23 protein-coding genes are annotated in these 22,488 nt (G+C 63.4%); 11 read left to right on the top strand and 12 right to left on the bottom strand.

Annotated features, from left to right (window positions below; genetic code table 11):
* From metG to mazG, 5 genes are all read left to right on the top strand, one after another.
* Complete coding sequence (metG, locus tag AC0QC4_RS09100; protein WP_483659566.1) at positions 1-1,554, top strand: methionine--tRNA ligase; 1,554 nt, start codon at positions 1-3, stop codon at positions 1,552-1,554.
* Entirely contained in the window at positions 1,554-2,336 is a 783-nt protein-coding gene (locus AC0QC4_RS09095; RefSeq protein WP_483659564.1) for a TatD family hydrolase, read from the top strand. Before metG ends, AC0QC4_RS09095 begins: the two co-directional genes overlap by 1 nt.
* Before the next feature lie 4 nt (positions 2,337-2,340).
* Positions 2,341-3,114 carry an MBL fold metallo-hydrolase gene (locus AC0QC4_RS09090; protein ID WP_483659562.1) on the top strand — a complete coding sequence of 258 codons (774 nt, stop codon included), beginning with the start codon at positions 2,341-2,343 and terminating at the stop codon, positions 3,112-3,114.
* Positions 3,114-3,713: a retropepsin-like aspartic protease family protein gene (locus AC0QC4_RS09085; protein ID WP_483659560.1), complete on the top strand. Its 600-nt coding sequence runs from the start codon at positions 3,114-3,116 to the stop codon at positions 3,711-3,713. Before AC0QC4_RS09090 ends, AC0QC4_RS09085 begins: the two co-directional genes overlap by 1 nt.
* A 79-nt stretch (positions 3,714-3,792) precedes the next feature.
* A complete protein-coding gene (mazG, locus tag AC0QC4_RS09080; protein WP_483659558.1) occupies positions 3,793-4,578 on the top strand; it encodes a nucleoside triphosphate pyrophosphohydrolase in 786 nt (261 codons plus the stop codon).
* Between the two features lie 29 nt (positions 4,579-4,607).
* Here the strand turns inward: mazG and hflX are convergent, their stop codons facing one another.
* The 9 genes from hflX to AC0QC4_RS09035 all read right to left on the bottom strand — a co-directional run bounded on the left by hflX (position 4,608) and on the right by AC0QC4_RS09035 (position 16,008).
* Positions 4,608-5,969: a GTPase HflX gene (gene hflX / locus AC0QC4_RS09075; protein WP_483659556.1), complete on the bottom strand. Its 1,362-nt coding sequence runs from the start codon at positions 5,967-5,969 to the stop codon at positions 4,608-4,610.
* Positions 5,966-6,541, bottom strand: coding sequence for an RNA chaperone Hfq (hfq, locus tag AC0QC4_RS09070; protein WP_483659554.1), 576 nt, complete (start codon positions 6,539-6,541; stop codon positions 5,966-5,968). Before hfq ends, hflX begins: the two co-directional genes overlap by 4 nt.
* Before the next feature lie 91 nt (positions 6,542-6,632).
* On the bottom strand, positions 6,633-8,006 hold the full coding sequence (gene ntrX, locus AC0QC4_RS09065) for a nitrogen assimilation response regulator NtrX (RefSeq protein ID WP_483659552.1): 1,374 nt from the start codon (positions 8,004-8,006) through the stop codon (positions 6,633-6,635).
* A gap of 3 nt (positions 8,007-8,009) precedes the next feature.
* Positions 8,010-10,166, bottom strand: a complete 2,157-nt coding sequence (locus tag AC0QC4_RS09060) for a sensor histidine kinase NtrY-like (protein ID WP_483659550.1) — start codon at positions 10,164-10,166, stop codon at positions 8,010-8,012.
* 125 nt (positions 10,167-10,291) lie between these two features.
* A complete protein-coding gene (locus AC0QC4_RS09055) occupies positions 10,292-11,722 on the bottom strand; it encodes a sigma-54-dependent transcriptional regulator (RefSeq protein ID WP_483659548.1) in 1,431 nt (476 codons plus the stop codon).
* Positions 11,719-12,822, bottom strand: a complete 1,104-nt coding sequence (locus AC0QC4_RS09050) for a two-component system sensor histidine kinase NtrB (RefSeq protein WP_483659546.1) — start codon at positions 12,820-12,822, stop codon at positions 11,719-11,721. Before AC0QC4_RS09050 ends, AC0QC4_RS09055 begins: the two co-directional genes overlap by 4 nt.
* On the bottom strand, positions 12,819-13,817 hold the full coding sequence (gene dusB, locus AC0QC4_RS09045; RefSeq protein WP_483659544.1) for a tRNA dihydrouridine synthase DusB: 999 nt from the start codon (positions 13,815-13,817) through the stop codon (positions 12,819-12,821). Before dusB ends, AC0QC4_RS09050 begins: the two co-directional genes overlap by 4 nt.
* 311 nt (positions 13,818-14,128) lie before the next feature.
* Positions 14,129-14,695: a hypothetical protein gene (locus tag AC0QC4_RS09040; protein ID WP_483659542.1), complete on the bottom strand. Its 567-nt coding sequence runs from the start codon at positions 14,693-14,695 to the stop codon at positions 14,129-14,131.
* A gap of 134 nt (positions 14,696-14,829) precedes the next feature.
* Entirely contained in the window at positions 14,830-16,008 is a 1,179-nt protein-coding gene (locus AC0QC4_RS09035) for a DUF262 domain-containing protein (RefSeq protein ID WP_483659540.1), read from the bottom strand.
* Between the two features lie 200 nt (positions 16,009-16,208).
* On the opposite strand from AC0QC4_RS09035, the gene ispF reads away from it, so the two are divergent.
* Complete coding sequence (gene ispF, locus AC0QC4_RS09030) at positions 16,209-17,501, top strand: 2-C-methyl-D-erythritol 2,4-cyclodiphosphate synthase (RefSeq protein ID WP_483659538.1); 1,293 nt, start codon at positions 16,209-16,211, stop codon at positions 17,499-17,501.
* Positions 17,502-17,503: 2 nt separating this feature from the next.
* Positions 17,504-18,037 carry a CinA family protein gene (locus tag AC0QC4_RS09025; protein WP_483659536.1) on the top strand — a complete coding sequence of 178 codons (534 nt, stop codon included), beginning with the start codon at positions 17,504-17,506 and terminating at the stop codon, positions 18,035-18,037.
* Here AC0QC4_RS09025 and AC0QC4_RS09020 read toward each other — a convergent pair.
* Both AC0QC4_RS09020 and lipA read right to left on the bottom strand, forming a co-directional pair.
* Entirely contained in the window at positions 17,980-18,459 is a 480-nt protein-coding gene (locus tag AC0QC4_RS09020; protein ID WP_483659534.1) for a type II toxin-antitoxin system RatA family toxin, read from the bottom strand. The genes AC0QC4_RS09025 and AC0QC4_RS09020 overlap by 58 nt on opposite strands.
* A gap of 2 nt (positions 18,460-18,461) precedes the next feature.
* The gene (lipA, locus tag AC0QC4_RS09015) at positions 18,462-19,394 is read right to left on the bottom strand and encodes a lipoyl synthase (RefSeq protein ID WP_483659532.1); all 933 of its coding nucleotides are present in this window, start codon (positions 19,392-19,394) and stop codon (positions 18,462-18,464) included.
* 64 nt (positions 19,395-19,458) lie between these two features.
* Between lipA and AC0QC4_RS09010 the strand changes: the two genes are divergently transcribed.
* The 3 genes from AC0QC4_RS09010 to AC0QC4_RS09000 all read left to right on the top strand — a co-directional run bounded on the left by AC0QC4_RS09010 (position 19,459) and on the right by AC0QC4_RS09000 (position 21,585).
* Positions 19,459-20,082 carry a carbonic anhydrase gene (locus tag AC0QC4_RS09010; protein WP_483659530.1) on the top strand — a complete coding sequence of 208 codons (624 nt, stop codon included), beginning with the start codon at positions 19,459-19,461 and terminating at the stop codon, positions 20,080-20,082.
* Between the two features lie 2 nt (positions 20,083-20,084).
* The gene (locus tag AC0QC4_RS09005) at positions 20,085-20,681 is read left to right on the top strand and encodes a pyridoxamine 5'-phosphate oxidase family protein (protein ID WP_483659528.1); all 597 of its coding nucleotides are present in this window, start codon (positions 20,085-20,087) and stop codon (positions 20,679-20,681) included.
* A 331-nt stretch (positions 20,682-21,012) separates the two neighbouring features.
* Positions 21,013-21,585, top strand: a complete 573-nt coding sequence (locus AC0QC4_RS09000; protein WP_483659526.1) for a Uma2 family endonuclease — start codon at positions 21,013-21,015, stop codon at positions 21,583-21,585.
* A 28-nt stretch (positions 21,586-21,613) separates the two neighbouring features.
* Here AC0QC4_RS09000 and AC0QC4_RS08995 read toward each other — a convergent pair whose 3' ends face one another.
* Entirely contained in the window at positions 21,614-21,745 is a 132-nt protein-coding gene (locus tag AC0QC4_RS08995) for a hypothetical protein (RefSeq protein WP_483659524.1), read from the bottom strand.
* A gap of 12 nt (positions 21,746-21,757) precedes the next feature.
* On the opposite strand from AC0QC4_RS08995, the gene AC0QC4_RS08990 reads away from it, so the two are divergent.
* Positions 21,758-22,480, top strand: coding sequence for a nucleotidyltransferase domain-containing protein (locus AC0QC4_RS08990; protein WP_483659522.1), 723 nt, complete (start codon positions 21,758-21,760; stop codon positions 22,478-22,480).
* Positions 22,481-22,488: the final 8 nt, after the last annotated feature.

Here is a 22,488-nt window from a genome sequence, read left to right as displayed (position 1 = left end):
ATGTCCGAACCCTTCTATATCACCACCGCGATCAGCTATCCCAACGGCCGTCCCCACATCGGCCATGCTTATGAAGCCATCGCTGCCGACGCCATCGCACGATTTCAGCGGTTGCAGGGCAGGGATGTGCGATTCCAGACCGGTACCGACGAGCATGGCCTGAAAATGGCGCAGAAGGCGCGCGAACTCGGTGTTACTCCGCGCGAACTTGCCGATGAAATGTCCGGCTATTTCGCGGCGATGTGCGAGACGCTCAACATTTCGCATGACCGCTTCATCCGGACGACGGAAGCCGGCCACCACGCCGCCAGCCAGGCGATATGGACTGCGATGGCCGAGCGTGGCGACTTGTATCTCGACCGCTATGAGGGCTGGTATTCGGTGCGCGACGAGGCCTTCTACGACGAGAAGGAGCTGGTGGGCGAGGGTGACCAGCGCCTGTCTCCGCAGGGGACGCCCGTTGAGTGGACCGTTGAAGAAAGCTGGTTCTTCCGCCTTTCCGCCTACCAGCAGCCTCTGCTGGATCATATCGCGGCCAACCCGGACTTCATCCAGCCAGACAGCCGGCGCAACGAGGTGCTGCGGTTCATCGAGGGGGGCCTCAATGATTTGTCCGTGTCACGCACCAGTTTCGACTGGGGTGTCGCCGTGCCCGACAGCCCCGGCCATGTCATGTATGTGTGGCTGGACGCGCTGACCTGCTATATTTCAGGGCTCGGCTATCCTGAGCGGGACGGCGACTTTGCGCGCTACTGGCCTGCAGATGTGCAGCTGATCGGCAAGGATATCGTGCGGTTTCACACCGTGTACTGGCCGGCCTTCCTGATGAGCGCCGGCCTGCCGCTGCCGCGTACGGTGTTCGGCCACGGCTTTCTGCTGCACAAGGGCGAGAAGATGTCAAAGTCTCTCGGCAATGTGGTTGATCCAATTGAGTTAGCTTCCTATTTTGGTGTCGACCAGTTGCGTTATTTTCTGCTGCGCGAGGTCAGCTTCGGCCAGGACGGCAGCTATAGCGAAGATGCGATCGTTACCCGCTGCAACGCCGATCTCGCCAACAGCTTCGGCAATCTGGCGCAGCGTACGCTCAGCCAGATTTTCAAGAACTGCAACGGCTACCTTCCAGCAATTCATGGCCATACGCCTGAGGACGAGGCGCTGTTCGCAGCGGTGGGCGCTGCTGTCCATAGCGACATGCCGGCCGCCTATCAGCGCCTTGCGCTGTCACAAGCGGTGGAGGCGTGGATGAGCGCGGTTTTTGCGTGCAACGCCTATGTCGATGCACAAGCGCCGTGGGGGCTAAAGAAGACTGACCCCGAGCGAATGGAGACCGTGCTGGCGACCCTCTACATCTGCATCGCGCAGCTCGCAGTGGCAATTTCCCCGGTCATACCGGCGAGCGCCGCGGCGCTGCTCGACCAGATGGGTATCGATCCAGCACTGCGCGATTTTCGTGGAATTGCCAGCCATTGGTACTCGCCGTTGGCGGAGAGCGATTTCCAGCTTGCCCAGCCAAAGGGACTGTTCCCGCGGCTAGACCCGGTGGATGCGGGCTGATGTTTGTCGATAGCCACTGCCATCTCAATTATAAGGGGCTCGTCGAGGAGCAGGACGCTGTCGTGGCGCGCGCCCGCGCGGCTGGTGTCGGCCCGATGCTCAACATCTCGACACGCGCTAGCGAGTGGGATGCCGTGGTAGCCACTGCGGACGCGCATGAGCATATCTGGGCCAGCATCGGCATCCATCCGCACGAGGCGGATACGCATGCGGAGGTAGACACAGAGCGCCTGCTAGGGCGGGTCGGCCATCCGCGGGTGGTCGCCATCGGCGAGACTGGCCTCGACTATTATTACGACAAGTCCGACCGGGATCGCCAGCGGCGCAGCTTCAGGAGCCATCTCGCTGCGTGCCGGGCCAGCGGCCTGCCGGTAATCGTCCACACCCGTGAAGCGGAGGAAGATACGGCTGAGATCCTGGCAGACGAGATGGGGAAGGGCGCCTATGGGGGCGTCATCCATTGCTTTACCGCCAGCCAGCGTTTTGCCGAGCAAGCGCTCGAGCTCGGCCTGTACATCTCCCTCTCCGGGATTGTGACGTTCAAGAATGCAAGTGAGCTGCAGGCCACGGCTGCGACCATTCCGGAGGACCGGCTGCTCATCGAGACCGACAGCCCGTTCCTCGCGCCGGTCCCGCACCGCGGCAAGACCTGCGAGCCGGCCTATGTTGCAGACACCGCACGGTTTCTCGCGCACCTGCGCGGGGTTAGCGTCGAGCATCTGGCGGCGACAACCACCGCCAATTTCCACCGACTGTTTACCAAGACGATCAGCGAAGCATGACGTCATGAAGGCACGTCTGCTTGGCTCAGGTACCTCGTCGGGCGTGCCGAGGCTTGGCGTCGATGGCCCGGACTGGGGCAATTGCGATCCCGGCGAGCCAAAGAACCGACGCACGCGCGCCTCCTTGCTGGTCGAGAGCGCGACCACCCGCATACTGGTCGATACGTCGCCAGATATGCGACAGCAGCTATTGGACGCTGGCGCGCCGCGGATCGACGCGGTGCTGTGGACGCATGAGCATGCGGATCATGTGCACGGCATCGACGATCTCCGTCAGATCTTTCAGGCGCAGGGCAGGCCGGTGCCTTGCCACGCCAGGCCGGAGGCATGGCGCCGCCTGACGAACCGTTTTTCCTACGCCTGGCAGGGCAATGGCGGGTATTCGGCGCTGCTCGCCGGCGGACCGATCAACGGGCCGATGACGATCGGGGACATAAGGATAGACTTTACCGACATGCCGCATGGCGGGATCACAAGCGCGGGTTTCCGCTTTTCATGCGGCGACAAGTCGGTTGGCTATGCAACTGATTTTCAGCGCTTTACACCGCAGATGACCATCCTGTTCCGCGATCTCGACATTTTCGTGATCGATGCGCTGCGACGTCGCCCGCACCCGACCCACCCTCATCTGGCTTTAACCCTCGATGCGCTTGCGCAGGTCAAGCCCAAGCGTGCGGTGCTGATGCATATGGACAGCAGCATGGACTACGCCACATTGTCTGCCGAGCTGCCCGCCGGCGTCGAGGCCGGCTATGACGGCATGGAGATAATCGCCTGATGTCCGGTGACGATGGGGTCACGCTGCTGTGGGGCATCGGTTCACTGGTCTTGGTGGGCAGCGCGCTGCTGGCCCATCGGCTGCCCTTTGGCAGAATGGTCAAATATGCCTTAGCATGGATCGCCATATTTGCCCTGCTCTACGGTCTGGTTTTGTTCCGCGGCGATTTTGCCGAAATCGCGGCACGAGCGCGTGCTGACCTGGGCTTTGGTCATCCGGCCACGGTCCAGGGGAGCGCTACGATCGTACGCCGTGCCGCTGACGGGCATTATTGGGTGACAGCGGATGTGGGCGGAAAATCGGTTGATTTTCTGATAGATACCGGCGCAACCGTGACGACGTTGACGGCGGAGACAGCGCAGCGACTGGGGGTTACCGTCGACCGGAGCGGCTTGCCTCAGATCGTCGACACCGCAAACGGGCCGATCGAAACCTGGTCAGGTCGGATCGACGACATCACGGTCGGCAGCATCAGCATGGCGTCACTGGAGGTGCAGGTGTCGGATGTGCCGGACTCGGTCAACTTGCTGGGCATGAACTGGCTCAGCGCTTTGCGTCTATGGCGAGTGGAAGGACGGGAAATGGTCCTCGAGCCATGAGGGCGAGCTGCGTTGGAACCATCACGATGTCAGACTGTAATTTAACATAATATATATTATCGAACTAACGGAGCCACGGATGCCGCTTACGCCCCCGCCACCGCCCTTCTCGTTGGCGACCTTGCGCCAGATCCTGCGCGATCTGCGTGATCCGGTCAACGGCTGCCCGTGGGATCGCGAGCAAGACTTTGCCAGCATCGCGCCTTACACGATCGAGGAAGCCTATGAGGTGGCGGATGCGATCGAGCGCAACGACATGCCGGCGCTTGCGGACGAACTTGGCGACCTGCTGCTCCAGGTCGTCTATCATAGCCAGATGGCCGCCGAAGCTGGCGCGTTCGACATGGACGCGGTTGTTTCGGCGATCTGCGCGAAAATGATCCGCCGCCACCCGCACGTCTATGGCGATGCTGCCGAACGCAGTGCGGAACAGCAGACCGGCGCCTGGGAAGCCATGAAAGCGCTCGAGCGACAGGCGGCAGAGGACAAGAGCGCGCTCGCCGGCATCGCCCGTACGCTCCCGGCCATGGCGCAGGCTGAGAAGTTGCAGAAGCGCGCTGCACGGGTCGGCTTCGATTGGCCTGACCCCAGCGGTTCCCGCGCCAAGATTGTCGAAGAGCTTGCGGAATGCGACGCGGCGACATCCCACGAAGAACGCCACCACGAGATCGGCGACCTGCTCTTTTCCGTCGTCAATCTCGCGCGGCATCTCGCCATCGATCCGGAAGCGGCGCTGCGCGATGCCAACCGGCGGTTCGAAACCCGTTTTCGCGCGATGGAGACCGCCAGCGCCGAGCCGTTGTCAACCCTCGACATCGACGCCCTCGAAGCCTTGTGGGCCGAGGCAAAGAGGCTCAGTTTATAGCCTCAACACATTAATATAGAAGAAATTTCTTAGTTTTGGCCTTGGCCGATTTCTGTCGCTTCCCCGATCATCCGGTTCAGCCGCGCATTGGCAATGGCCGAGAGAGCGACGGCAAACACGGGTCGAAGCGGATCGCTGTCATCGATCGATAGCACCCGGCCATGCGCGTGCAGCCAGGCGGCAAGTGCACTGTCGGCAATGGGTACAGCGATTTGCCGCTCGACTGATTGCCCGCCCAGCAATTGCTCGATGCGCCGCAGCAGCGCCTCCGTGCCCTCGCCTGTCAACGCCGAAACGCACGAAGCCCCTTCCCTGTCGGCGGTGGCCTGCACATCTGCGCGCGCCTCTGCATCCAGCGTGTCGATCTTGTTCCAGACCTCCAGCCACGGGACAATGCGGTTGTTCGGTCCCTGCTCGGCAAGCGGGCCCACCCCAAGTCCGGCGAGAACATCGAGCACGTCGCTGCGCTGCGCCTCGCTCTCCTCGTGGCCGATGTCGCGGACGTGCAGCAGCAGGTCCGCGTTGGCGACCTCTTCAAGGGTTGCCCGAAAGGCGGCGACCAGCTCGGTCGGCAGATCGGAGACGAACCCGACGGTATCGGAGAGAATGACCTTGCCGGCGCCGCCGAGCATCACCGCGCGCATCGTCGGGTCCAATGTGGCGAACAGCATGTCTTCGGCCACCACGTCGGCGTGCGACAGGCGGTTGAACAACGTCGATTTGCCGGCGTTGGTATAGCCGACCAGTGCCACCACCGGCCAGGGGGCACGACTGCGCCTTTCGCGATGCAGCGCGCGTGTGCGCCGCACATCTTCCAGCTGCCGGCGAATGCGCGCCATACGGTCGCGGATCATTCGTCGGTCGGCCTCGATCTGCGTTTCCCCCGGGCCGCCCAAGAAGCCGAAGCCACCGCGCTGCCGCTCAAGGTGAGTCCAGCTCCGCACAAGACGGCCCTGCTGATAGTCCAGATGGGCGAGTTCGACCTGCAACCGTCCTTCGGCCGTGGCTGCCCGCTCCCCAAAAATCTCAAGGATCAGCGCCGTACGATCGATGACCTTGGCCTTGAACCCCTGTTCGAGGTTGCGTTGTTGCACCGCGGTCAACGCGGAATCGACGATCACCAGTTCGACCGACTGATCTTCCACCATGTGACCGATGATCTCGACCAACCCCTTGCCGATCAGCGTCGAGGGGTTGGATGTGCGGAGCGCAGCGAAGCGTTGGCCGACCACATCAAGGCCGATGGCCAGCGCCAGACCTTTAGCCTCTTCCAGCCGCCCTGCCCTGTCCCGACGGCGCGCCGGAGCGCCGCGAGCCAAGGGCAATTCCGGCAGCAGGATCAGGCAGCGCGCACCGCGCGCCACTTCCACCCGGTCAGCAGCAAAGCTCAATCTTCGATGGCCTCGCCGTCCTCGTCATGGGTCAGCAGGTTGATCGGCCCTGACGGCTGCACGGTCGAAATCGCATGCTTGTAAACCAGCTGGGCCGATCGATCGCGTTCCAGCACCACGCAGAACAGGTCATAAGCGGCGATTTCACCCTGCAGCATCACGCCGTTGACAAGGAACATCGTCACCGGCTGGCTGGAGCGCTGGCAGGCGGAAAGAAACACCTCCTGCAAAAGCTTGCTGCGTCCGCCGGCATCGACGAAAGCTTCCCGCATCGCGGCGCTGTCGAACCCCGGTCCAGGCATGATCGTGGAAATCGCGTGTTTGTAGACCAATTGCGACTGGCCGTCGCGTCGCAGCAGCACAGAAAAATTGTCGAACCAGGTGATGATGCCCTGCAACTTTACACCCTTCACCAGAAACATGGTGACCGGCGATTTGGATTTGCGCAGCTGGTTGAGGAAGACGTCCTGGAGATTGTTCGCTTTTGCGCTCATTTTTTGTCTCCTGTTATTGGCGCGGCTGGAGTAGCCGCGCTTGGTGCCGCTGCGCTTGGCGCATGTCGGTGCGCGCACGATAGCATGCAACGGCGAGAGCGCAATCGCTGGGCAGCGCGGCGGTTCCCGCCGTCCTTTCGAGGGACGGCGCGCACACGGCTACCGCCTACTACTCGCTTCGGTCGTCGGTAAGCCCCAGCAGCTTGAGCTTGCGGTGCAGCGCCGAGCGCTCCATCCCGATGAAGCTGGCGGTGCGCGACACATTCCCCGAAAATCTGCGGATCTGTACCCGAAGATATTCGCGTTCGAAAGCTTCGCGCGCCTCACGCAGCGAGCCAGCCATGAGCAGTGCAGTGCCCGATTGCATCCGCTGATCCTGTCCGATGATTTCCGGAGGCAGCATGTCGAGTTCGATTGACGCCAGCCGGTCATGGGGTGCCAGGATCATCACCCGCTCGAGCACATTGCGCAGCTGGCGGACATTGCCCGGCCAGCCATAGGCCTGCAGCGCTACCATCGCTTCGGGCGAGATGCCCGGGGTCGGCAGGCGCCTTTCCAGAGCGAGCCGCTCCAGGAAATAGTCTGCCAGCACGGCGATGTCCGCGCGCCGCTCGGCCAGCGGAGGGAGCATCAGCGGCACCACATTCAGGCGGTAGAACAGGTCTTCGCGGAAACGGCCGTTTGCCATCTCCTGTTCGAGCGGTCGGGCACTCGAGGAAACGATGCGCACATCGACATGGACATGCCGCGACCCGCCGACGCGCAGAAAGCTCTGCTCGGTCAGGACGCGCAAGATTTTGCCCTGCGTCGTCAGTGGCATGTCCGACACTTCGTCGAGGAACAAGGTCCCCCCATGTGCCCGTTCGAGCAGGCCGGGCACCACGGTGCCGTCCTCGCGCTCCTGCCCGAACAATTCGGCCTCCACCGTGTCGGGGGCCATCGTCGCCGCGGCCACCACGACGAAGGGAGCCTGAGCCCGTCCGCTCCAATTGTGCAGCAATCGGGCCGCAACTTCCTTGCCCACGCCCGGCGGGCCGCTGATCAGGACTCGGCTGCCGGTGGATGCGACGCGTTTCAGCGTTGCGCGCACGTTGTTGATCGCCGGGGTGACGCCATGCAGTTCGTCGCTCTGGCCGAGTTGTGCCTTGAGCTCGCGATTTTCCTGACGCAGCCGCTGGGTTTCGGTGGCGCGCTCCACCAGCAGCAGCAACCGCTCGGCCTCGAACGGCTTTTCGATGAAGTCGATGGCCCCGCGCCTGATCGCGGCGACGGCAGTGTCCAGCGTGCCGTGGCCCGAGATGACGATGACCGGAATGCTGGGATCGCGCCGCTTGATCTCTTCCAGAAGTTCGAGGCCGTCGAGCCGCGATCCCTCGAGCCACACGTCGAGCAGCACCAGCGAGGGCCGCCGTGCGCTGATTTCGGCGAGCGCATCGTCGCTGTTGGCCGATGCCCTCGCCGAATAGCCCTCATCTTCCATAACGCCTGCGACCAGGCTGCGAATGTCGGGCTCGTCGTCGACGATCAGGATATCGAGCGCCATGCTTCAGTCCTTTCCGGCCAACTGCCGCGCAGCGGCTGCCGCTTCTTCTTTCCCCGGTTGCTCCGCGAGCCGTTCGGGGTCGAGCGTGATGGTGACGATAGTGCCTCCGCCCGGAGCATCGGCAAGTTCGAGAGTTCCGGCATGTTCCTCGACGATGCGCTTGACGATGGCCAGACCGAGACCGGTGCCGCCCTCGCGCATGGTCACATAGGGCTCCATGATTGCTCCCCGTTCCGCAGGCAGACCCACTCCGTTATCGGCAATCCTGACTGCAATGCGGCCGTCTTCGGTTCCAATACTCGCAACAATGCGCCCCTTCTCCCTGGCGCCGCGACCGATTGCTTCGATGGCGTTCTTGAGGATGTTGGTGAACGCCTGAGCCAGCAGGCGGCGATCACAGACGATCAGTGGCGGCGGGTCCAGCACGTCCAGTTCGAAGACGATATCCTGATGTGCGACTTCGTGCAGGAAGATCGATTGTTTGAGGACATCGACCAGACTGTCTGTGCGGAAGCTCGGCCGCGGCATGCGTGCGAAATTGGAAAATTCGTCGACCATCCGCCTGAGATCGCCCACCTGACGAACGATGGTGTCGGTCAACTGGGCAAAGACCGGGGCGCCATCGCCCTGCGTCTTGCCGAAGCGACGCTGCAGGCGCTCTGCCGCGAGCTGTATCGGCGTCAGCGGGTTCTTGATTTCATGTGCGACACGCCGCGCGACATCGGCCCAGGCAGCGCGACGCTGATCGTTGAGCTGCTGGGTGATGTCCTCGAACGTCAGCACCGATCCGCCCTCGTCATGCGCGCATTTGACCGCCCAGGTGCGCTGTTCCCCGCCAACCTGCAGCGAAAGGATCGGGTCCGCTCCGTCCGTGGCGTGATCGGCCATCCAGCCGGCCAGCGTTGGGGCCACATCGGTGAGAGACTTGCCGAGGACATCGTCCATGTCCCTGCCCAGCATGCGCAGCGCGGCCGCATTGATGAGACGCACATCGCCCGCGCTGTCGATCGCGACCACCCCGGATGCGACGCTGGATAGCACCGCCGCTATCAATGCCCGGCTTTCCTCCGACTCTGCGTTGGCGGAGAGGAGGTCGCGCGTCTGCTCGCCGAGCCGCTCGGTCATCTGGTTGAAGGCACTGCCCAGTGCCGCAATTTCGTCCTGGTCGCCCTTGGGCAGGCGCACCCGCGCCTCCAGATTGCCCTGCGAGACGCGCCTTGCGGCCACCACCAGCTCGTCGATGGGGGAAACGATGCGGTCTGCAGCCAGGATAGCCACACCGACGACGAGGCCTACGACGATCAGCGCGCCGAAATAGAGCGTGAGCACGAACCGAAATTGGAGGTCGCGTGAACGTGCGAACAGTTGTTCATAGTCCGCGAACACCGACCGTGCCCGCCTGACCGAATCGAGACCCAATACGCCGATACCGCGCGATGCATACAGGTAGAGCCGCCGCTCAGGCAACAGGCTCACCACCGCTTCGACGCCGTCGCGGGTTTCCCTGACCACCGATTGCTCACCTGCCTGCAGCCGGCGTATACTGTCTGGAGACACCAGGTTGGCAATAGCGCGATTGTCGGGGTCGATCAGTGCGATTGTGCGGGTTACGCCGTCATTGCCGATCTCGACGATGGCGGACTGGCTCAATTGGCGGACGACGACCTGCTGAACATAGAAGTTGTCGAAATCCCTGCCCCCGATATCACTGTCGACCAGGCTGGCGCGCAAGTCAGTAGCCATCGCGATGGTGTTGGCGCCGACGTCCTGCTTCTGGCTGTCGAGATAATTCTGGGCCACGCCGACCGCATTTTCGAACATGCCGCGCGACCGTTCGGAGAACCAGAAGTCCATCCCCGACTGGAACAGGAAGGATGCAAAGACGACGACGATCAATGTCGGCGCCGCTGCCGTGACCGAGAAAATGGCCACCAGTCGCGTGTGCAGCCGTGCCTCGCCGCCGCCGCGATTGCGCGCCCGGCGCCGCGCGATGCGGCGACCGAGCAGCACCAGCAGGGCCATTGCCGGCAGAAGATTGATGACCAACAGAGACGAGAGGAGCAACGGCGAGAGCAGGCCGCCACCGGCCAGCGTTGGCAGCAGCAGCGCCGTGCCGCTGACGGTCACGACGAGGCAGAGTAGGACGACCGGCTCGAACATGCCGCGCAGCCGAGCGCGCAAAGCGACTGAGGCGGGGTCCGGAGTTATACTGCCAAGGGAGCCCGCATCTGCCATTGTTGCAGAATTACATCATTCCTGTTGCGCTGCAAGCACAGTTGTGCAGATCACTCGTCGCGGCTGCTGCGTTTGAGGCGAAGCGTGTTGCGGTTGATGCCCAGCCGAGCCGCGGCGCGTAGCTGATTGCCTCCGGTGTCGGCGAGGACAGCATCGAACATCGCCTGTTCGACCCGCCCGACCAGATCTGCATGGAGTGTCCCAGCCTCGGCAGCGGCGCGCCCGGCATCGGTTGCGAGCCACCCCAGCACGGCCCGTTCGAGCAGCGATTCCGGTGACAGTGCCTTGTCGCCTTCGGGCACTGTAGTACCGCTCGGAAGGACGCGCGCGACATCGACCCGGTCGATTTGACCGCCCGGCGTCAGCAGCGCCAGACGCTGGATGACATTGCCCAGTTCACGGACATTGCCGGGCCAGGCATAGGCTTCCAGCATGGCGACCGCTGCGTTGGAAAGGGTCTTGTCCCCTAGACCTGCTGACGCGGCCTGCTTGAGGAAGTGGCGGGCGAGCAGGCCGATGTCGCTGGCACGTTCCCTGAGCGGCGGGAGCATCAGCGGGATGACGTTGAGACGATAGTAGAGATCCTCGCGGAAGCGGCCGTCGCTCACCAGCACGCTCAAATCCTGGTTGGTGGCGGCGAGGATGCGGACATCGGCGCGGGCAAGGCGGGCGGAGCCGACCGGGGAGAATTCGCCGGTCTGCAGCACGCGCAGCAGGCGGGTTTGCGCTTCGATCGGCATATCGCCGATCTCGTCGAGGAACAAGGTGCCGCCCTCCGCCTGCTCGAACCGGCCGCTGGTGCGCGCCACCGCGCCGGTGAAGGCGCCGCGTTCGTGGCCGAACAGCTCGGATTCGATCAGCTCGCGCGGGATGGCGGCCATGTTGACTGCGACGAAGGGCTTGAGCTTGCGCCGGCTGCTGGCGTGGATGGCCTGCGCGACCAGTTCCTTGCCAGTACCGGATTCGCCGAGGATCAGTACCGAGAGGTCGGTGGGCGCGACTTTGGCGAGGGTGCGGTAGACGAGCTGCATCTCCGGCGCGCGGCCGATGATGGGCACCGAGGAACTATCCCCCTCGGCCGAGACGGCGGCAGGGTCCGATGCGTTGCCTTTTTGCAGGGCGGCGCGGATCGAGGCGGTGAGTTCGTCGAGATCGAAGGGTTTGGGGAGGTAATCGAAGGCGCCACATTCGGACGCGGAGACGGCGGTATCGAGGGTGTTCTGGGCGGAGAGGACGATGAAAGGGGGAGCATCCAGACGATCCTGACCTATGTCACCGATGCTCGTCAGTCCGTTTCCGTCAGGTAGTATCACATCCGTAACGATTACGCCGTAGCGGTGCAGCGCCATGGCGCGGTCCCGGTCCGCCAGGGTTTCGACGCAGTCGACGGCGAGCCCTTCCGCCTCCAGCGCGACGCGGATGACGGTGGCGATGGCGGTGTCGTCCTCGACCAGCAGGATCGGAGCGTGGCCCTTGCTCATGCGCCCTCCCCCTCCCCAGCCCGCGCCAGCGCCAGGTTCAGGCGGAAGCGGGTCCAGCCATTCTTGCGGTCATGCTGGACGACTCCGCCCATGTCGCGCACCAGCTTGTCGACCAGAGCCAGCCCCAATCCCTGCCCGTCGCGCTTGCCGGAAACGAAGGGATCGAACAGCACGTCGCTGAGATGTTCGGGCACGCCCGGGCCATTGTCGGCGACGATGATCTCCACCGGCAGCGGCTGCTGCCCCTTGCCGTCGCCCGCGTCCCACGACAGGCCGTGGCGATAGGCGGTGGTCAGCCGCACGGTCAGATCGCGTTTATCCTCAGAGGCTTCACAGGCATTCTTGATAAGATTCAGCAATATCTGCACCAGCGAATCGTGGTTGGCGAGCACGCGCGGCAGCGAGGGATCGAACTCCTCGATAAAGCGCACGCCCGAGGCAAAGCCCTGCGCCGCGATGCCGCGCGCCTGACCGATGGCGGGATAGATGTTGATCGAGGTGCGCGGCGGCGGCTCGTTGCGGGTAAAGCTCTGCATGCCGTCGATCAGCCCGGCGATGCGATCCACCTCCCCGCAGATCAGACGGGAAAGCGCGGCGGCGCTGGTCGAGCCACCCTTGCCCAGCAATTGCGCTGCGCCGCGAATGCCCGACAGCGGATTCTTGATCTCATGCGCCAGCATCGCCGCCATGGCGCCGGCCGAGCGCGCGGCGGAGCCGGGGCGGCGGAACGGCATGCGCCCGGTGGCGGGGACGGGGTGGAGGGCCAGCACGCGCCACGCGCCATCCTTGCCGATGGGGCCGAGCGCGATGTCGGCATGGAGCGGCGCCTGCTTGGCCACGCGCAGCTCCACCGCATAGGCCCAGGCGCTGGTTTCCGGCTGCGCCAGCATCCGCGCGAGGCCCCCCGGCGTGCCCAGTTCCATGACGGAGACCAGATCGCGATCGACCAGGCTGGCGCGCCCGGCGTTGAACAGCGCCTCCGCCGCCTGATTGGCATCGACCACCTTGCCCTCCCCCGAGACCAGCAGCGTCGGCACCGGATGCGACTGGAAGGCCGCGCCGAGGCTGGAGAGGGTGGCGTCGGCGGGTGGTGACGTCATGCCGCCAGTCGCGTCAGATGCGGTTCGTAAAAGCGCGCCAGCGCGTCGAGCACCGCCTGCGCATCGCCCAACTGGTTGACCATGTTGCGGAATTCCGCCGAGCCATGGATGCCGCGGGTGTACCAGCCGAGATGCTTGCGGGCGATGGGCACCGCGGTCTGCGGGCCATAATGCTCCATCATCGCGCGATAATGTTCGACGATCAGCGCATATTGCTCGTCGATGCCGGGGTCGGGGATGGTGCGGTCCTGCTGGAGCGCAGCCATCACCTGCCCCAGCAGCCACGGCCGGCCATAGGCGCCGCGCCCGATCATCACCCCGTCCGCCCCGCTCTGGTCGAGCGCGGTGTGCGCGTCCGCCACCGAGCAGATATCGCCGTTGACGATGACCGGCAGCGACACGGCGGCTTTCACCTTGGCGACGAAGCCCCAGTCGGCGGAGCCCTTGTACATCTGGTTGCGGGTGCGGCCGTGGACGGTGATCAGCTTAGCGCCCAGATCCTCCGCGATATGCGCGAGTTCGGGGGCGTTGAGGCTGTCATGGCACCAGCCCATGCGCATCTTGACCGTGACCGGAACGTCGACCGCCTTGACCGTCGCCTCGATGAGGCGCGCGGCGAGCGGCAGATCGCGCATCAGCGCGGAGCCGGCATCGCCATTGACCACCTTCTTGACCGGGCAGCCCATGTTGATGTCGATGATCGCCGCGCCGCGATCGGCATTGAGCTTGGCCGCCTCGGCCATCTCGTGCGGATCGCAGCCGGCGAGCTGCATCGACACCGGCTCCTCCAGCGGATGCCAGGCGGCCTTTTGCAGCGACTGCCGCGTCTCCCGGATCATCGCCGCGCTGGCGATCATCTCGGTGACGTTGAGGCCGGAGCCATAGCGGCGCACCAGCGTGCGGAACGGCATGTCGGTCACCCCGGTCATCGGCGCGAGGATGACGGGCGTATCGATGGTGATCGGGCCGACGTGGATGGGGTGGAGACGGGGCATGGCAGGCGCTGTGCCAGAAAATCAGGCAGATGGGTAGGGGGGTAGCGGATGCACGGTGTGAGATGGAAAGTTTAAGCCTAAATATAAGTTTATCAGCAGGTATCAGTTCTTACGGGGTTGTCGCTTCCTCCACGCCAGTGAAGCCGAGAGCAGACAGTCAGGTTTGGACGCCGCGACTAACCGCTGCCACCTTTCTCCTGACGATGCCAACTGGGCTGGTCGGAGCAGTTTATCCAAACCCGAAATCGGCCACTCCGCGTCCGATGGTCAACCTGAACTCAGCTTAGATCTTCAAATCAAAAATCCGAAGGTTATTTGCTCATTGTTGCGAGCGAGGACAGGCCACGATCCATCTTGGCAAATCCGTCAATCAAGTCCGCAGGCCAAGTCGCTAAAGTCGAGGAAGAAATCGTGTTGTTGGCAGCCACCACCGAGCTGTGCGCGGCCTCACCTCGGTAGGTTGCGAGTTGGGCTATGCGGGATTTGAAAGTAGCTCCAACCAAATCGAGATCAAATCCAAGCGCCGTCAAAAGCTTGAATTGATACTTCAGGGCCGCCCCGTGGTTTTGTTGAACGGTGTTTTTATAACGCTGGTAGCCGATGTTTAGCAGCTTCATATACCCAGTTCGGTTTTGAGTGATCGTCTTCCTCGTCGCCATGATACCGAAACCGCTAGTTCCGAAAACTGCCAGCATTTTATCCAAATCAGTCGTCTGTTTTGGCGCATCTATGAAAGGAAAAACGCATAGGTGCCTAGCCACCCTTCCAAAATCGCCACCACTATCAAAGGCTGATTTAGCATCGTCTGCAACTTTTAACGCCCGCCTTTCCAAGAAGTGTTCACATTCTGCATGTAACAGAATGACGAACGCTGCCATCTTATCAGCATCCTGATTTGACGGTGTGGTACCCGCCGCTGGTTGCGGTGGTAGCATATGCGTCAGACTTGTCAGTCTCGCCCTTAGAGCAATATAATCAGGTGTGTATGCGCGCGGCATGACGGTGTTTCAGGCTAAAGATTGCGAGCCAATGGAAACTCACCGACGACGCCGCCGATGACATCTCTCAGAGCGTCACCCCAGTCGTGAAAACGCTGACTGGTAGCTTTGGCTGTCTTCGTCGATGTCTGGAGAGCCTGCAAAAATTTCACGCTATCATCACAGAGTGCCTCAAACGCGGCACGAATGGCTAACTTCTTGTTATCATCGATTGCGGCACGGACGGCGGGATCGGCAAAATAATAGGCCATTATATCGATAACGGCGCGGTTAGGACTCCGTTGATATTTTCCATCCTGTCGGGACTTGAATGCGTTGTCGCCGAAGATGGCTCTTGTTAGAGACATGCCTTCCTCAAACTGTATCCAGTCGTCTTCCAACTGGTCCAGCAGGGCGTCGAAATTTTTCGAAAGATTTTGGGAAGTTTCATTCAAAAACTTCTTCATGTTGCCCTCATAATTGTCAGCAAACCTTTTGAAGCCCAGAAATCTAGTTGCAACTTCCATATCGCGCATACGGAAGTCCGGCACCTGTTTGAAGACGGATGCCATTGCGGCGGATTGCGCGGTCTTATCGTCTAGCCAGTCCATGAACTTGCCAGGGTAGAGAGCTCTGCGAAGCTCTTGCGGAGACAGTGTTACGCTATTCTGGTTTAACCTCAAGAATAGCAGGTAGAGCAGGCTATCGGATCTCCAATTCTTGATTACAACCGTTCGCACCGTGTGATTTTGGAACGCATCCACAGAAGATTCCATTGCCGGGTCTGCTTGCAGATCATCGTAAGTCTTGCCATTGAGGTCCTCGCGATAATCACATCCGCTCAGGCGCAAAGGCACCTGATCGTCCAAACAATACCGCGCCAGTGAGTTGATACGCTGCTTACCATCGATAACAGCGAAAACCCCGGGACGCATCTCAGCCAGTACGATCTGGGGGACCGGCAGCCGCATGAACAGGCTTTCCATGAACCGAGACATCTTTGCCTCGTCCCAGGCAACTCGTCGTTGGTAATTCGGCTGCAAATCGATCTTGCGCTTGCGTAACAGATCAACGAGGACGCTTATCGTCCAGTCGGTGGGCGCAACAACCAGCCGCTGAATATCGTCCGCGACCAAGCCCAGATCGTCTTCGGTGATCTCGCCGTATTGGAGGGCTACATCGGGACCGATATCTTCGCCTTCGTTACCGGACATCACTTCACCTAACAAAAAAAGATATGTTCCATATGGCCGACGCGAGTTCGGATTAGCAAGGGCCTCGACCACATATCCGCAGTGTCGCTGTCTCTTGCGCTGCAGACGCGGCGCGCCCCCACTCCTGACCCCTCCCCACGAGGGGGAGGGTGAATGGTGCCCGCTTCCCTCCCTCGCCCCATGCCGCTAGACGCGCGGGCATGAGTATGCAGCCGCCTTTCCATGCCCTGATCGTCGCTGCCGGGCGGGGAGAGCGCGCCGGGTTGGACTTGCCCAAGCAGTTTGCCGATCTGGGCGGGCGGGCGGTGCTGCGGTGGAGTGCGGAGGCGTTTGCCCGCCATCCCGCTTGCGCCTCGCTGACCGTGGTGGTGGCGCCCGAGGACGAGGCGCGCGGGCTGGCGGCGGCGGCGCTGGACGGGCTGGGTGCGGTGCTGGTCGATGGGGGCAAGGAGCGGCAGCAGTCGGTGGCGGCGGGGCTTGCCAGCCTGGATGATCGCGCCGCGCTGGTGCTGGTGCATGATGCGGCGCGGCCGGGGCTGGATGCGGGGGTGATCGACCGGTTGCTGGCGACCTTTGGCGATGCGGAGGTTGCGGGCGCGGTGCCGGTGCTGGCGGTGGCGGATACGCTGGTGCGCGGTGGTGACCGCTTGGGCGAGACTATCGACCGCAGCGGGCTGGTGCGGGTGCAGACGCCGCAGGCGTTCCGGCTGGCTGCGCTGCGCGCTGCGCTGGCGGCGTGGGACAAGGGGCCGGCGACCGACGAGACGCAGGTGGTGCGCGCCGCCGGCGGGCGGGTGGCGCTGGTGCCGGGCAGCCGCGCGCTCGACAAGATCACCCAGCCGGGCGATCTGGAGTTCATGGCGGGGGTGTTGGGGGTTGCCGATGGATCGGGTGTCGATGGTGGGGCCGATGCCCTCACCGCTGCGACTAGGCTCGCCTTCGGCTCACTTAGTCTCGCTCCTCTCCCGCAGGCGGGAGAGGGCAATATGGTGACGTCATGGCGGCATGCGGTTGGGATGGGCTTTGACGTCCACCGGCTGATCCCCGGCGACGGCGTGTGGCTGGGCGGGGTGCTGATCCCGCATGACCGCAAGCTCGAAGGGCATAGCGATGCCGATGTCGTGCTGCACGCGATCACCGATGCGCTGCTGGGGGCGATCGGCGAGGGGGATATCGGCCAGCATTTCCCGCCGAGCGATCCGCAATGGCGCGGGGCGGCGTCCGACCAGTTTCTCGCCCATGCGCGGGGGCTGGCGGAGGGCAAGGGCGGGCGGATCGACCATGTCGACTGCACGGTGATCTGCGAGGCGCCCAAGGTGGGGCCGCACCGCGAGGCGATCCGCGCGCGGGTGGCGGAGATACTGGCGCTTGACGTGGATCAGGTCTCGATCAAGGCAACGACGACCGAGAAGCTGGGTTTTACCGGGCGCGGCGAAGGCATCGCCGCGCAGGCGGTTGTGAGCGTGCTGATGCCGCGCAGGATGAGGGACTGAGCATGGCGGATACGGTGTTCGACGATGCGGATGGCGCGCTGTTCGCGCTGGCATCGCGCGTGATCGCCGAGAATTGCCGCGCCGGGCGCTTCGTCACCACTGCGGAAAGCTGCACCGGCGGGATGGTGGCGACCGTCATCACCGATGCGCCGGGCAGCAGCGCAGTGTTCGACCGCGGGTTCGTGACCTATTCCAACGCTGCCAAGACGGCGATGCTGGGCGTGCCGGAGCAGTTGCTCATCGATCATGGCGCGGTGTCCGAGGCGTGCGCGCGGGCGATGGCGCTGGGCGCGCTCGATGCGAGTGCGGCGGATGTCGCGGTGGCGATCTCCGGCGTTGCCGGGCCGGGCGGGGGCAGCGAGGCGAAGCCGGTGGGTATGGTGGTGTTCGGCCGCGCGCTGCGCAGCGACCCGTCCGGCCGGGTGTGGACCACCACGCGACGCTTCGGCAGCGACCTCAGCCGCGCCGAGATCCGCCGTCAGGCCGCGCTGTTTGCGCTGACGCTGCTGCTGCCGGAGAGCGACGCGCTGGCGTAAAGCGCCGCCGCGCGCTCCTCGAAAGCGCCGATCATGCGGCGCAGCGCCTTGTCGAACACTTGCCCCGCGAGCTTTTCGAACAGGCTGTTGCGAAAGGCGAAATCGACGGTGAAATCAACCTCGCAGCCGCCGCCGGGCGCGGGGCGGAAGTGCCATTCGTTGCTGAGATGCTTCAAGGGGCCGTCGAGATAATCGACGCGGATTTCGGCAGGATGGCGCTTGTGGACGCGGCTGGTGAAGCGTTCGCGCAAGCCCTTGAAGCCGACGATGAGGTCGGCGATCATCTCGGCCTCGTTGTTGGCGCGGACGCGCACGCCGGCGACCCAAGGCAGGAATTCGCCGTAGCGGCCGACATCCGCAACCAGATCGAACATCTGGTCGGGCGTGTAGGGCAGATGCCGGATTTCGTGGTGGCGGGGCACCTCTACCCTGCCCTGCCGCCCGCCAGCCGTGCCTCTCGCGCCGCGCGCATCTGCGCAAAATCCTCTCCGGCGTGGTAGCTGGAGCGGGTCAGCGGCGACGATGCGACTTGCAGGAAGCCCTTGGCGCGGGCGATCTGGGCATAGGCGTCGAAGGATTGGGGCGTGACGAAATCCACGACCTTGGCATGGCGGGGGGTGGGCTGGAGATATTGGCCCATCGTCAGGAAATCGATGTCGGCGGAGCGCATGTCGTCCATCACCTGATGCACCTCCATCCGCTCTTCGCCCAGGCCGAGCATGATGCCCGATTTGGTGAAGATCGACGGATCGAGCCGCTTGACCGTCTCCAGGAGGCGCAGCGAGGCATAGTAGCGCGCACCGGGGCGGATGGTGGGATAGAGCCGGGGGACAGTCTCCAGATTATGGTTATAGACGTCCGGTCGCGCCGCGACGATCGCCTCGATCGCCGCCATCGGCTTGTTGCGGAAATCGGGGGTGAGGATTTCGATGGTGGTGGCCGGCGTGGTGCGGCGCAGCGCCTCGATCACACGCACGAACTGGCTGGCGCCACCGTCGGGCAGATCATCGCGGTCGACCGAGGTGATGACGATATGTTCGAGACCGAGCCGTGCGGCGGCGGTGGCGAGATTTTCGGGCTCCTGACGGTCGACCGCGCGCGGCATGCCGGTCTTGACGTTGCAGAAGGCGCAGGCGCGGGTGCAGGTGTCGCCCAGGATCATCACCGTGGCGTGCTTCTTGGTCCAGCATTCGCCGATATTCGGGCAGGCTGCTTCTTCGCACACCGTGTTGAGATTGAGGTCGCGCATCAGGCGGCGGGTTTCGGCAAAGCCGGTGCTGGTCGGGGCCTTCACCCTGATCCAGTCGGGCTTGCGGGTGCGGGGTTCACGCGGGCGTGCGGGGTCTGCTTCGGCCATGTGCGCGCACATAGGCGCTTGGCCCACGATTGTCATCATCGCCTGCTTGCGATAGCGGGAGCCCATGCCAGAGTTCAAAGCCCTGCTGGAAGGCTATCACCGTTTCCGCTCAAACGGTTACGTCGACCAGAAAGCCCGTTTCGATGCGCTGTCCTCCGAAGGGCAGGCACCGCCGGTGATGATCATTTCCTGCTGCGACAGCCGGGTCGACCCGGCCACCGTCTTCGACACAGTGCCGGGACAGGTGTTCGCGCTGCGCAATGTCGCCAATCTGGTGCCGCCCTATGAGACCGGCGGCGGCCTGCATGGTGCGTCTGCCGCAATCGAATTCGGCGTGCTCGGCCTGGGCGTCAAGCATATCGTCGTGCTGGGGCATGGCCAGTGCGGCGGCATCAAGGCGGCACTGGAGGGTGGCGATCTGGGCACCGAAGGGCCGAGTTTTGTCGACAAATGGATGACCATTGTCAGCGATGCGCGCGACCGGGTGCTGAGCGCGTGCGATGGCGACTGCCAGCTGGCGCTCGAGCAGGAAGCAATCAAGGTCAGCCTCGCCAATTTGCGCACTTTCCCCTTCATCGCCGCGCGCGAGGCAGCGGGGCAGATCAAGCTGCATGGCGCCTGGTTCGCGATCGTCTCGGGCGAGATGCATGTGCTGGACGAATCCAGCGGCCTGTTCTCCCCGGCGTGACGATGGACGCCGCGCTCCTGGCCGCGCTCGACAGCGCCTGGGCACTGCTGGCGGAAGGCGCGCGCAACCGGCGCAGCCCGGTGCACGTGCCAGTGGTGGCCAGTATCGACGGCGGTGGATTGCCGACGCAGCGCGTGCTGGTGCTACGCGAGGCCGACAGGGCGCGGGCAATGCTGCGTTTCCATACCGACGCGCGCTCGCCCAAGACCGGCGAGCTTGCCGACGGCGCGGCGGTGCATGTGCTGGCCTATCATCCCGAGGAAAAGGTGCAGTTGCGGCTGGGCGGCACCGCGCAGGTGGTGCGGGATGGGGCTGAGGTCGATGCCATCTGGGCTGAATCGACGCGCTTTGCCCGGCGCTGCTATCTGGCGGAGGCGGCTCCGGGAACCCGGCTGGCCGGACCGGCGTCGGGACTGCCGGCAGCGGTCGAAGGGCGTGAACCGGATGAAGCGGAACTGGTGCCGGCGCGGGTAAATTTCGCCCTGCTGAAGATTAGCATCAGCCGCGTCGACTGGCTGTACCTGGCCAACAGCGGGCATCGACGAGCGGTGTTCGAGCGGGACGGCGACGCGTGGCTCGGGCGGTGGGTGGTGCCTTAGGGCTTTGAATTTGAGCGGCACGTCAAGCCGATGAGGACAGGGTCGGGCACCCATTCTGCGCCTCTGCGCCTCTGCGTGAAAACATCTGACTTTCCCCCTGAGCGCCTTCCTGCCGAACCACCGTCGAAGAATCTCAAACAAAGGCACGAAGGCACGAAGCCACGAAGAATGAAATGGGCTTCACGCAGAGGCGCGGAGGCGCTGAGGATGTGCTATCGAATGTAAAGCGGCGCTCCCAAGCCAAGGTTGGGGTTGTGGACCCGCTGATTCAGATGACACCCTGCACTATCGGTCGCTTTGATGGCCGCCCACCATGTGGTATGATATTGGCATGAACATCGCACGCAAATGGGATGGCCCGCGTCAGGTGCTGCTGACCATCGAGGACTATATGTTGCTCGAACGATCGGGCGAGCTGGCCGAATATGGCCGCACCGAGCTGATCGAAGGGGTGATACTGGCGATGAACGCACAGTTTCGGCCGCATGCGCGGGTGAAGGGTGAGTTGGCTTTTCGTTTTCGCCTTTTGCTCGATGCTCGGACCGATGGCCTGGCGGTGCTGACCGAGGCATCGGTTGCAGTTCCGCCGCGGAGCATGCCCGAGCCGGACGTTGTCTTGACGACCGAACCCAATGGCGACGGCCCTATCCCTGTCGAGTCGGTGCGGCTAATTGTCGAAATCTCCAACGACACGCTGACGTTCGATCTGGGCGACAAGGCGGCATTGTACGCTGGTGCAGGGATTCCGGAATATTGGGTGGTGGACATCGACGGCCAGCGGGTGACGATCCAATCCGGTCCTGCATCGGACGGCTATGCTCTGAAGCGAGAAGTGCGCTTTGGCGAGTTGCTGGTGTCAGATACGATTGAAGGATTGGCCATAGCGAGCGAGGGCTTGCGCTGAGCAGGCAGTGGGCGGGATGCAAGAGTCCTTACGCTGCAAACGGTAGCCGGTCGACGGATTGCTCCGCTAAGGCAACGCAATGCGTGCGATCCCTGACAGTTTTCCAGCCGAACCGCTCGCGCAGGTCGATGCGCTGCTCGATTGTGTCGAGCGGGACCATGATGCCACGATATTGATCGCCATCGAAAGTGGCAGCAGGGCATGGGGCTTCCCCTCGCCAGACAGCGACTTCGATTGCAGGTTCATCTATGTGCGGCGACCGGACGACTATCTCTCACCATGGGCACCGCGCGACGTCATAGAGATGCCGATGATCGGTGACATGGATGTCAACGGATGGGATTTGGGCAAAGCGCTCAAGCTGATGCTCAAAGGCAATGCGGTCATAATCGAATGGTTGATGTCACCCATCGTCTATCGGGGCAACCGGGACTTCCGCAATGACCTGCTATCGTTGGCGCATGCCCACGCCGACCGCGAGTCCATTGCGCGGCACTACCTCCATCTCGGCGTCAGGCAGAGGAACACCTATTTTGCCGACGGCAAGGAGGTGGCACTCAAGAAGATATTCTATGCCCTCAGGCCAGCTGCCGCGTTGCGGTGGATGCGGCTGCACCCGGCCGCCACGCTCCCACCGATGCACTTTCCCACTTTGCTGGCCGAGAGTGAGCCGCCCGCCGGGATCGTTCCGATTGTCGAGGACTTGCTTGCGCGCAAGGCGACGACCAAGGAACTCGGCACCGGACCCTTGCCCCCGCCGATCAAGCTCTTCATCGATGCGGAATTCGACGCCGCGGCGTCGGCCTTTGTGCGATCGCCGACGCGCTCGTCAGCGGCGGCGCGGTCGGAGATGGCGCACTTCTTTGCGAAGTGGGTCTCCGGCCGTCCGGGCTGACAACACAA

It is taken from the genome of Sphingomonas sp. jy18 (assembly GCF_056931895.1).
This window is presented reverse-complemented; position numbering and strand designations above follow the sequence as displayed.

Coding starts and splice junctions, on each gene's coding strand:
- AC0QC4_RS09040 (WP_483659542.1), bottom strand. CDS start 14,695: ATGGCAGCGTTCGTCATTCTGTTACATGCAGAATGTGAACACTTCTTG.
- AC0QC4_RS09010 (WP_483659530.1), top strand. CDS start 19,459: ATGCCAGAGTTCAAAGCCCTGCTGGAAGGCTATCACCGTTTCCGCTCA.
- AC0QC4_RS09005 (WP_483659528.1), top strand. CDS start 20,085: ATGGACGCCGCGCTCCTGGCCGCGCTCGACAGCGCCTGGGCACTGCTG.
- AC0QC4_RS09060 (WP_483659550.1), bottom strand. CDS start 10,166: ATGTTCGAGCCGGTCGTCCTACTCTGCCTCGTCGTGACCGTCAGCGGC.
- ntrX (WP_483659552.1), bottom strand. CDS start 8,006: ATGGCGCTCGATATCCTGATCGTCGACGACGAGCCCGACATTCGCAGC.
- AC0QC4_RS09000 (WP_483659526.1), top strand. CDS start 21,013: ATGAACATCGCACGCAAATGGGATGGCCCGCGTCAGGTGCTGCTGACC.
- AC0QC4_RS09050 (WP_483659546.1), bottom strand. CDS start 12,822: ATGACGTCACCACCCGCCGACGCCACCCTCTCCAGCCTCGGCGCGGCC.
- dusB (WP_483659544.1), bottom strand. CDS start 13,817: ATGCCCCGTCTCCACCCCATCCACGTCGGCCCGATCACCATCGATACG.
- AC0QC4_RS09025 (WP_483659536.1), top strand. CDS start 17,504: ATGGCGGATACGGTGTTCGACGATGCGGATGGCGCGCTGTTCGCGCTG.
- AC0QC4_RS09055 (WP_483659548.1), bottom strand. CDS start 11,722: ATGAGCAAGGGCCACGCTCCGATCCTGCTGGTCGAGGACGACACCGCC.
- mazG (WP_483659558.1), top strand. CDS start 3,793: ATGCCGCTTACGCCCCCGCCACCGCCCTTCTCGTTGGCGACCTTGCGC.
- AC0QC4_RS09035 (WP_483659540.1), bottom strand. CDS start 16,008: ATGTCCGGTAACGAAGGCGAAGATATCGGTCCCGATGTAGCCCTCCAA.
- AC0QC4_RS09095 (WP_483659564.1), top strand. CDS start 1,554: ATGTTTGTCGATAGCCACTGCCATCTCAATTATAAGGGGCTCGTCGAG.
- AC0QC4_RS09090 (WP_483659562.1), top strand. CDS start 2,341: ATGAAGGCACGTCTGCTTGGCTCAGGTACCTCGTCGGGCGTGCCGAGG.
- AC0QC4_RS08995 (WP_483659524.1), bottom strand. CDS start 21,745: ATGGTCCCGCTCGACACAATCGAGCAGCGCATCGACCTGCGCGAGCGG.
- metG (WP_483659566.1), top strand. CDS start 1: ATGTCCGAACCCTTCTATATCACCACCGCGATCAGCTATCCCAACGGC.
- ispF (WP_483659538.1), top strand. CDS start 16,209: ATGAGTATGCAGCCGCCTTTCCATGCCCTGATCGTCGCTGCCGGGCGG.
- lipA (WP_483659532.1), bottom strand. CDS start 19,394: ATGGCCGAAGCAGACCCCGCACGCCCGCGTGAACCCCGCACCCGCAAG.
- AC0QC4_RS09085 (WP_483659560.1), top strand. CDS start 3,114: ATGTCCGGTGACGATGGGGTCACGCTGCTGTGGGGCATCGGTTCACTG.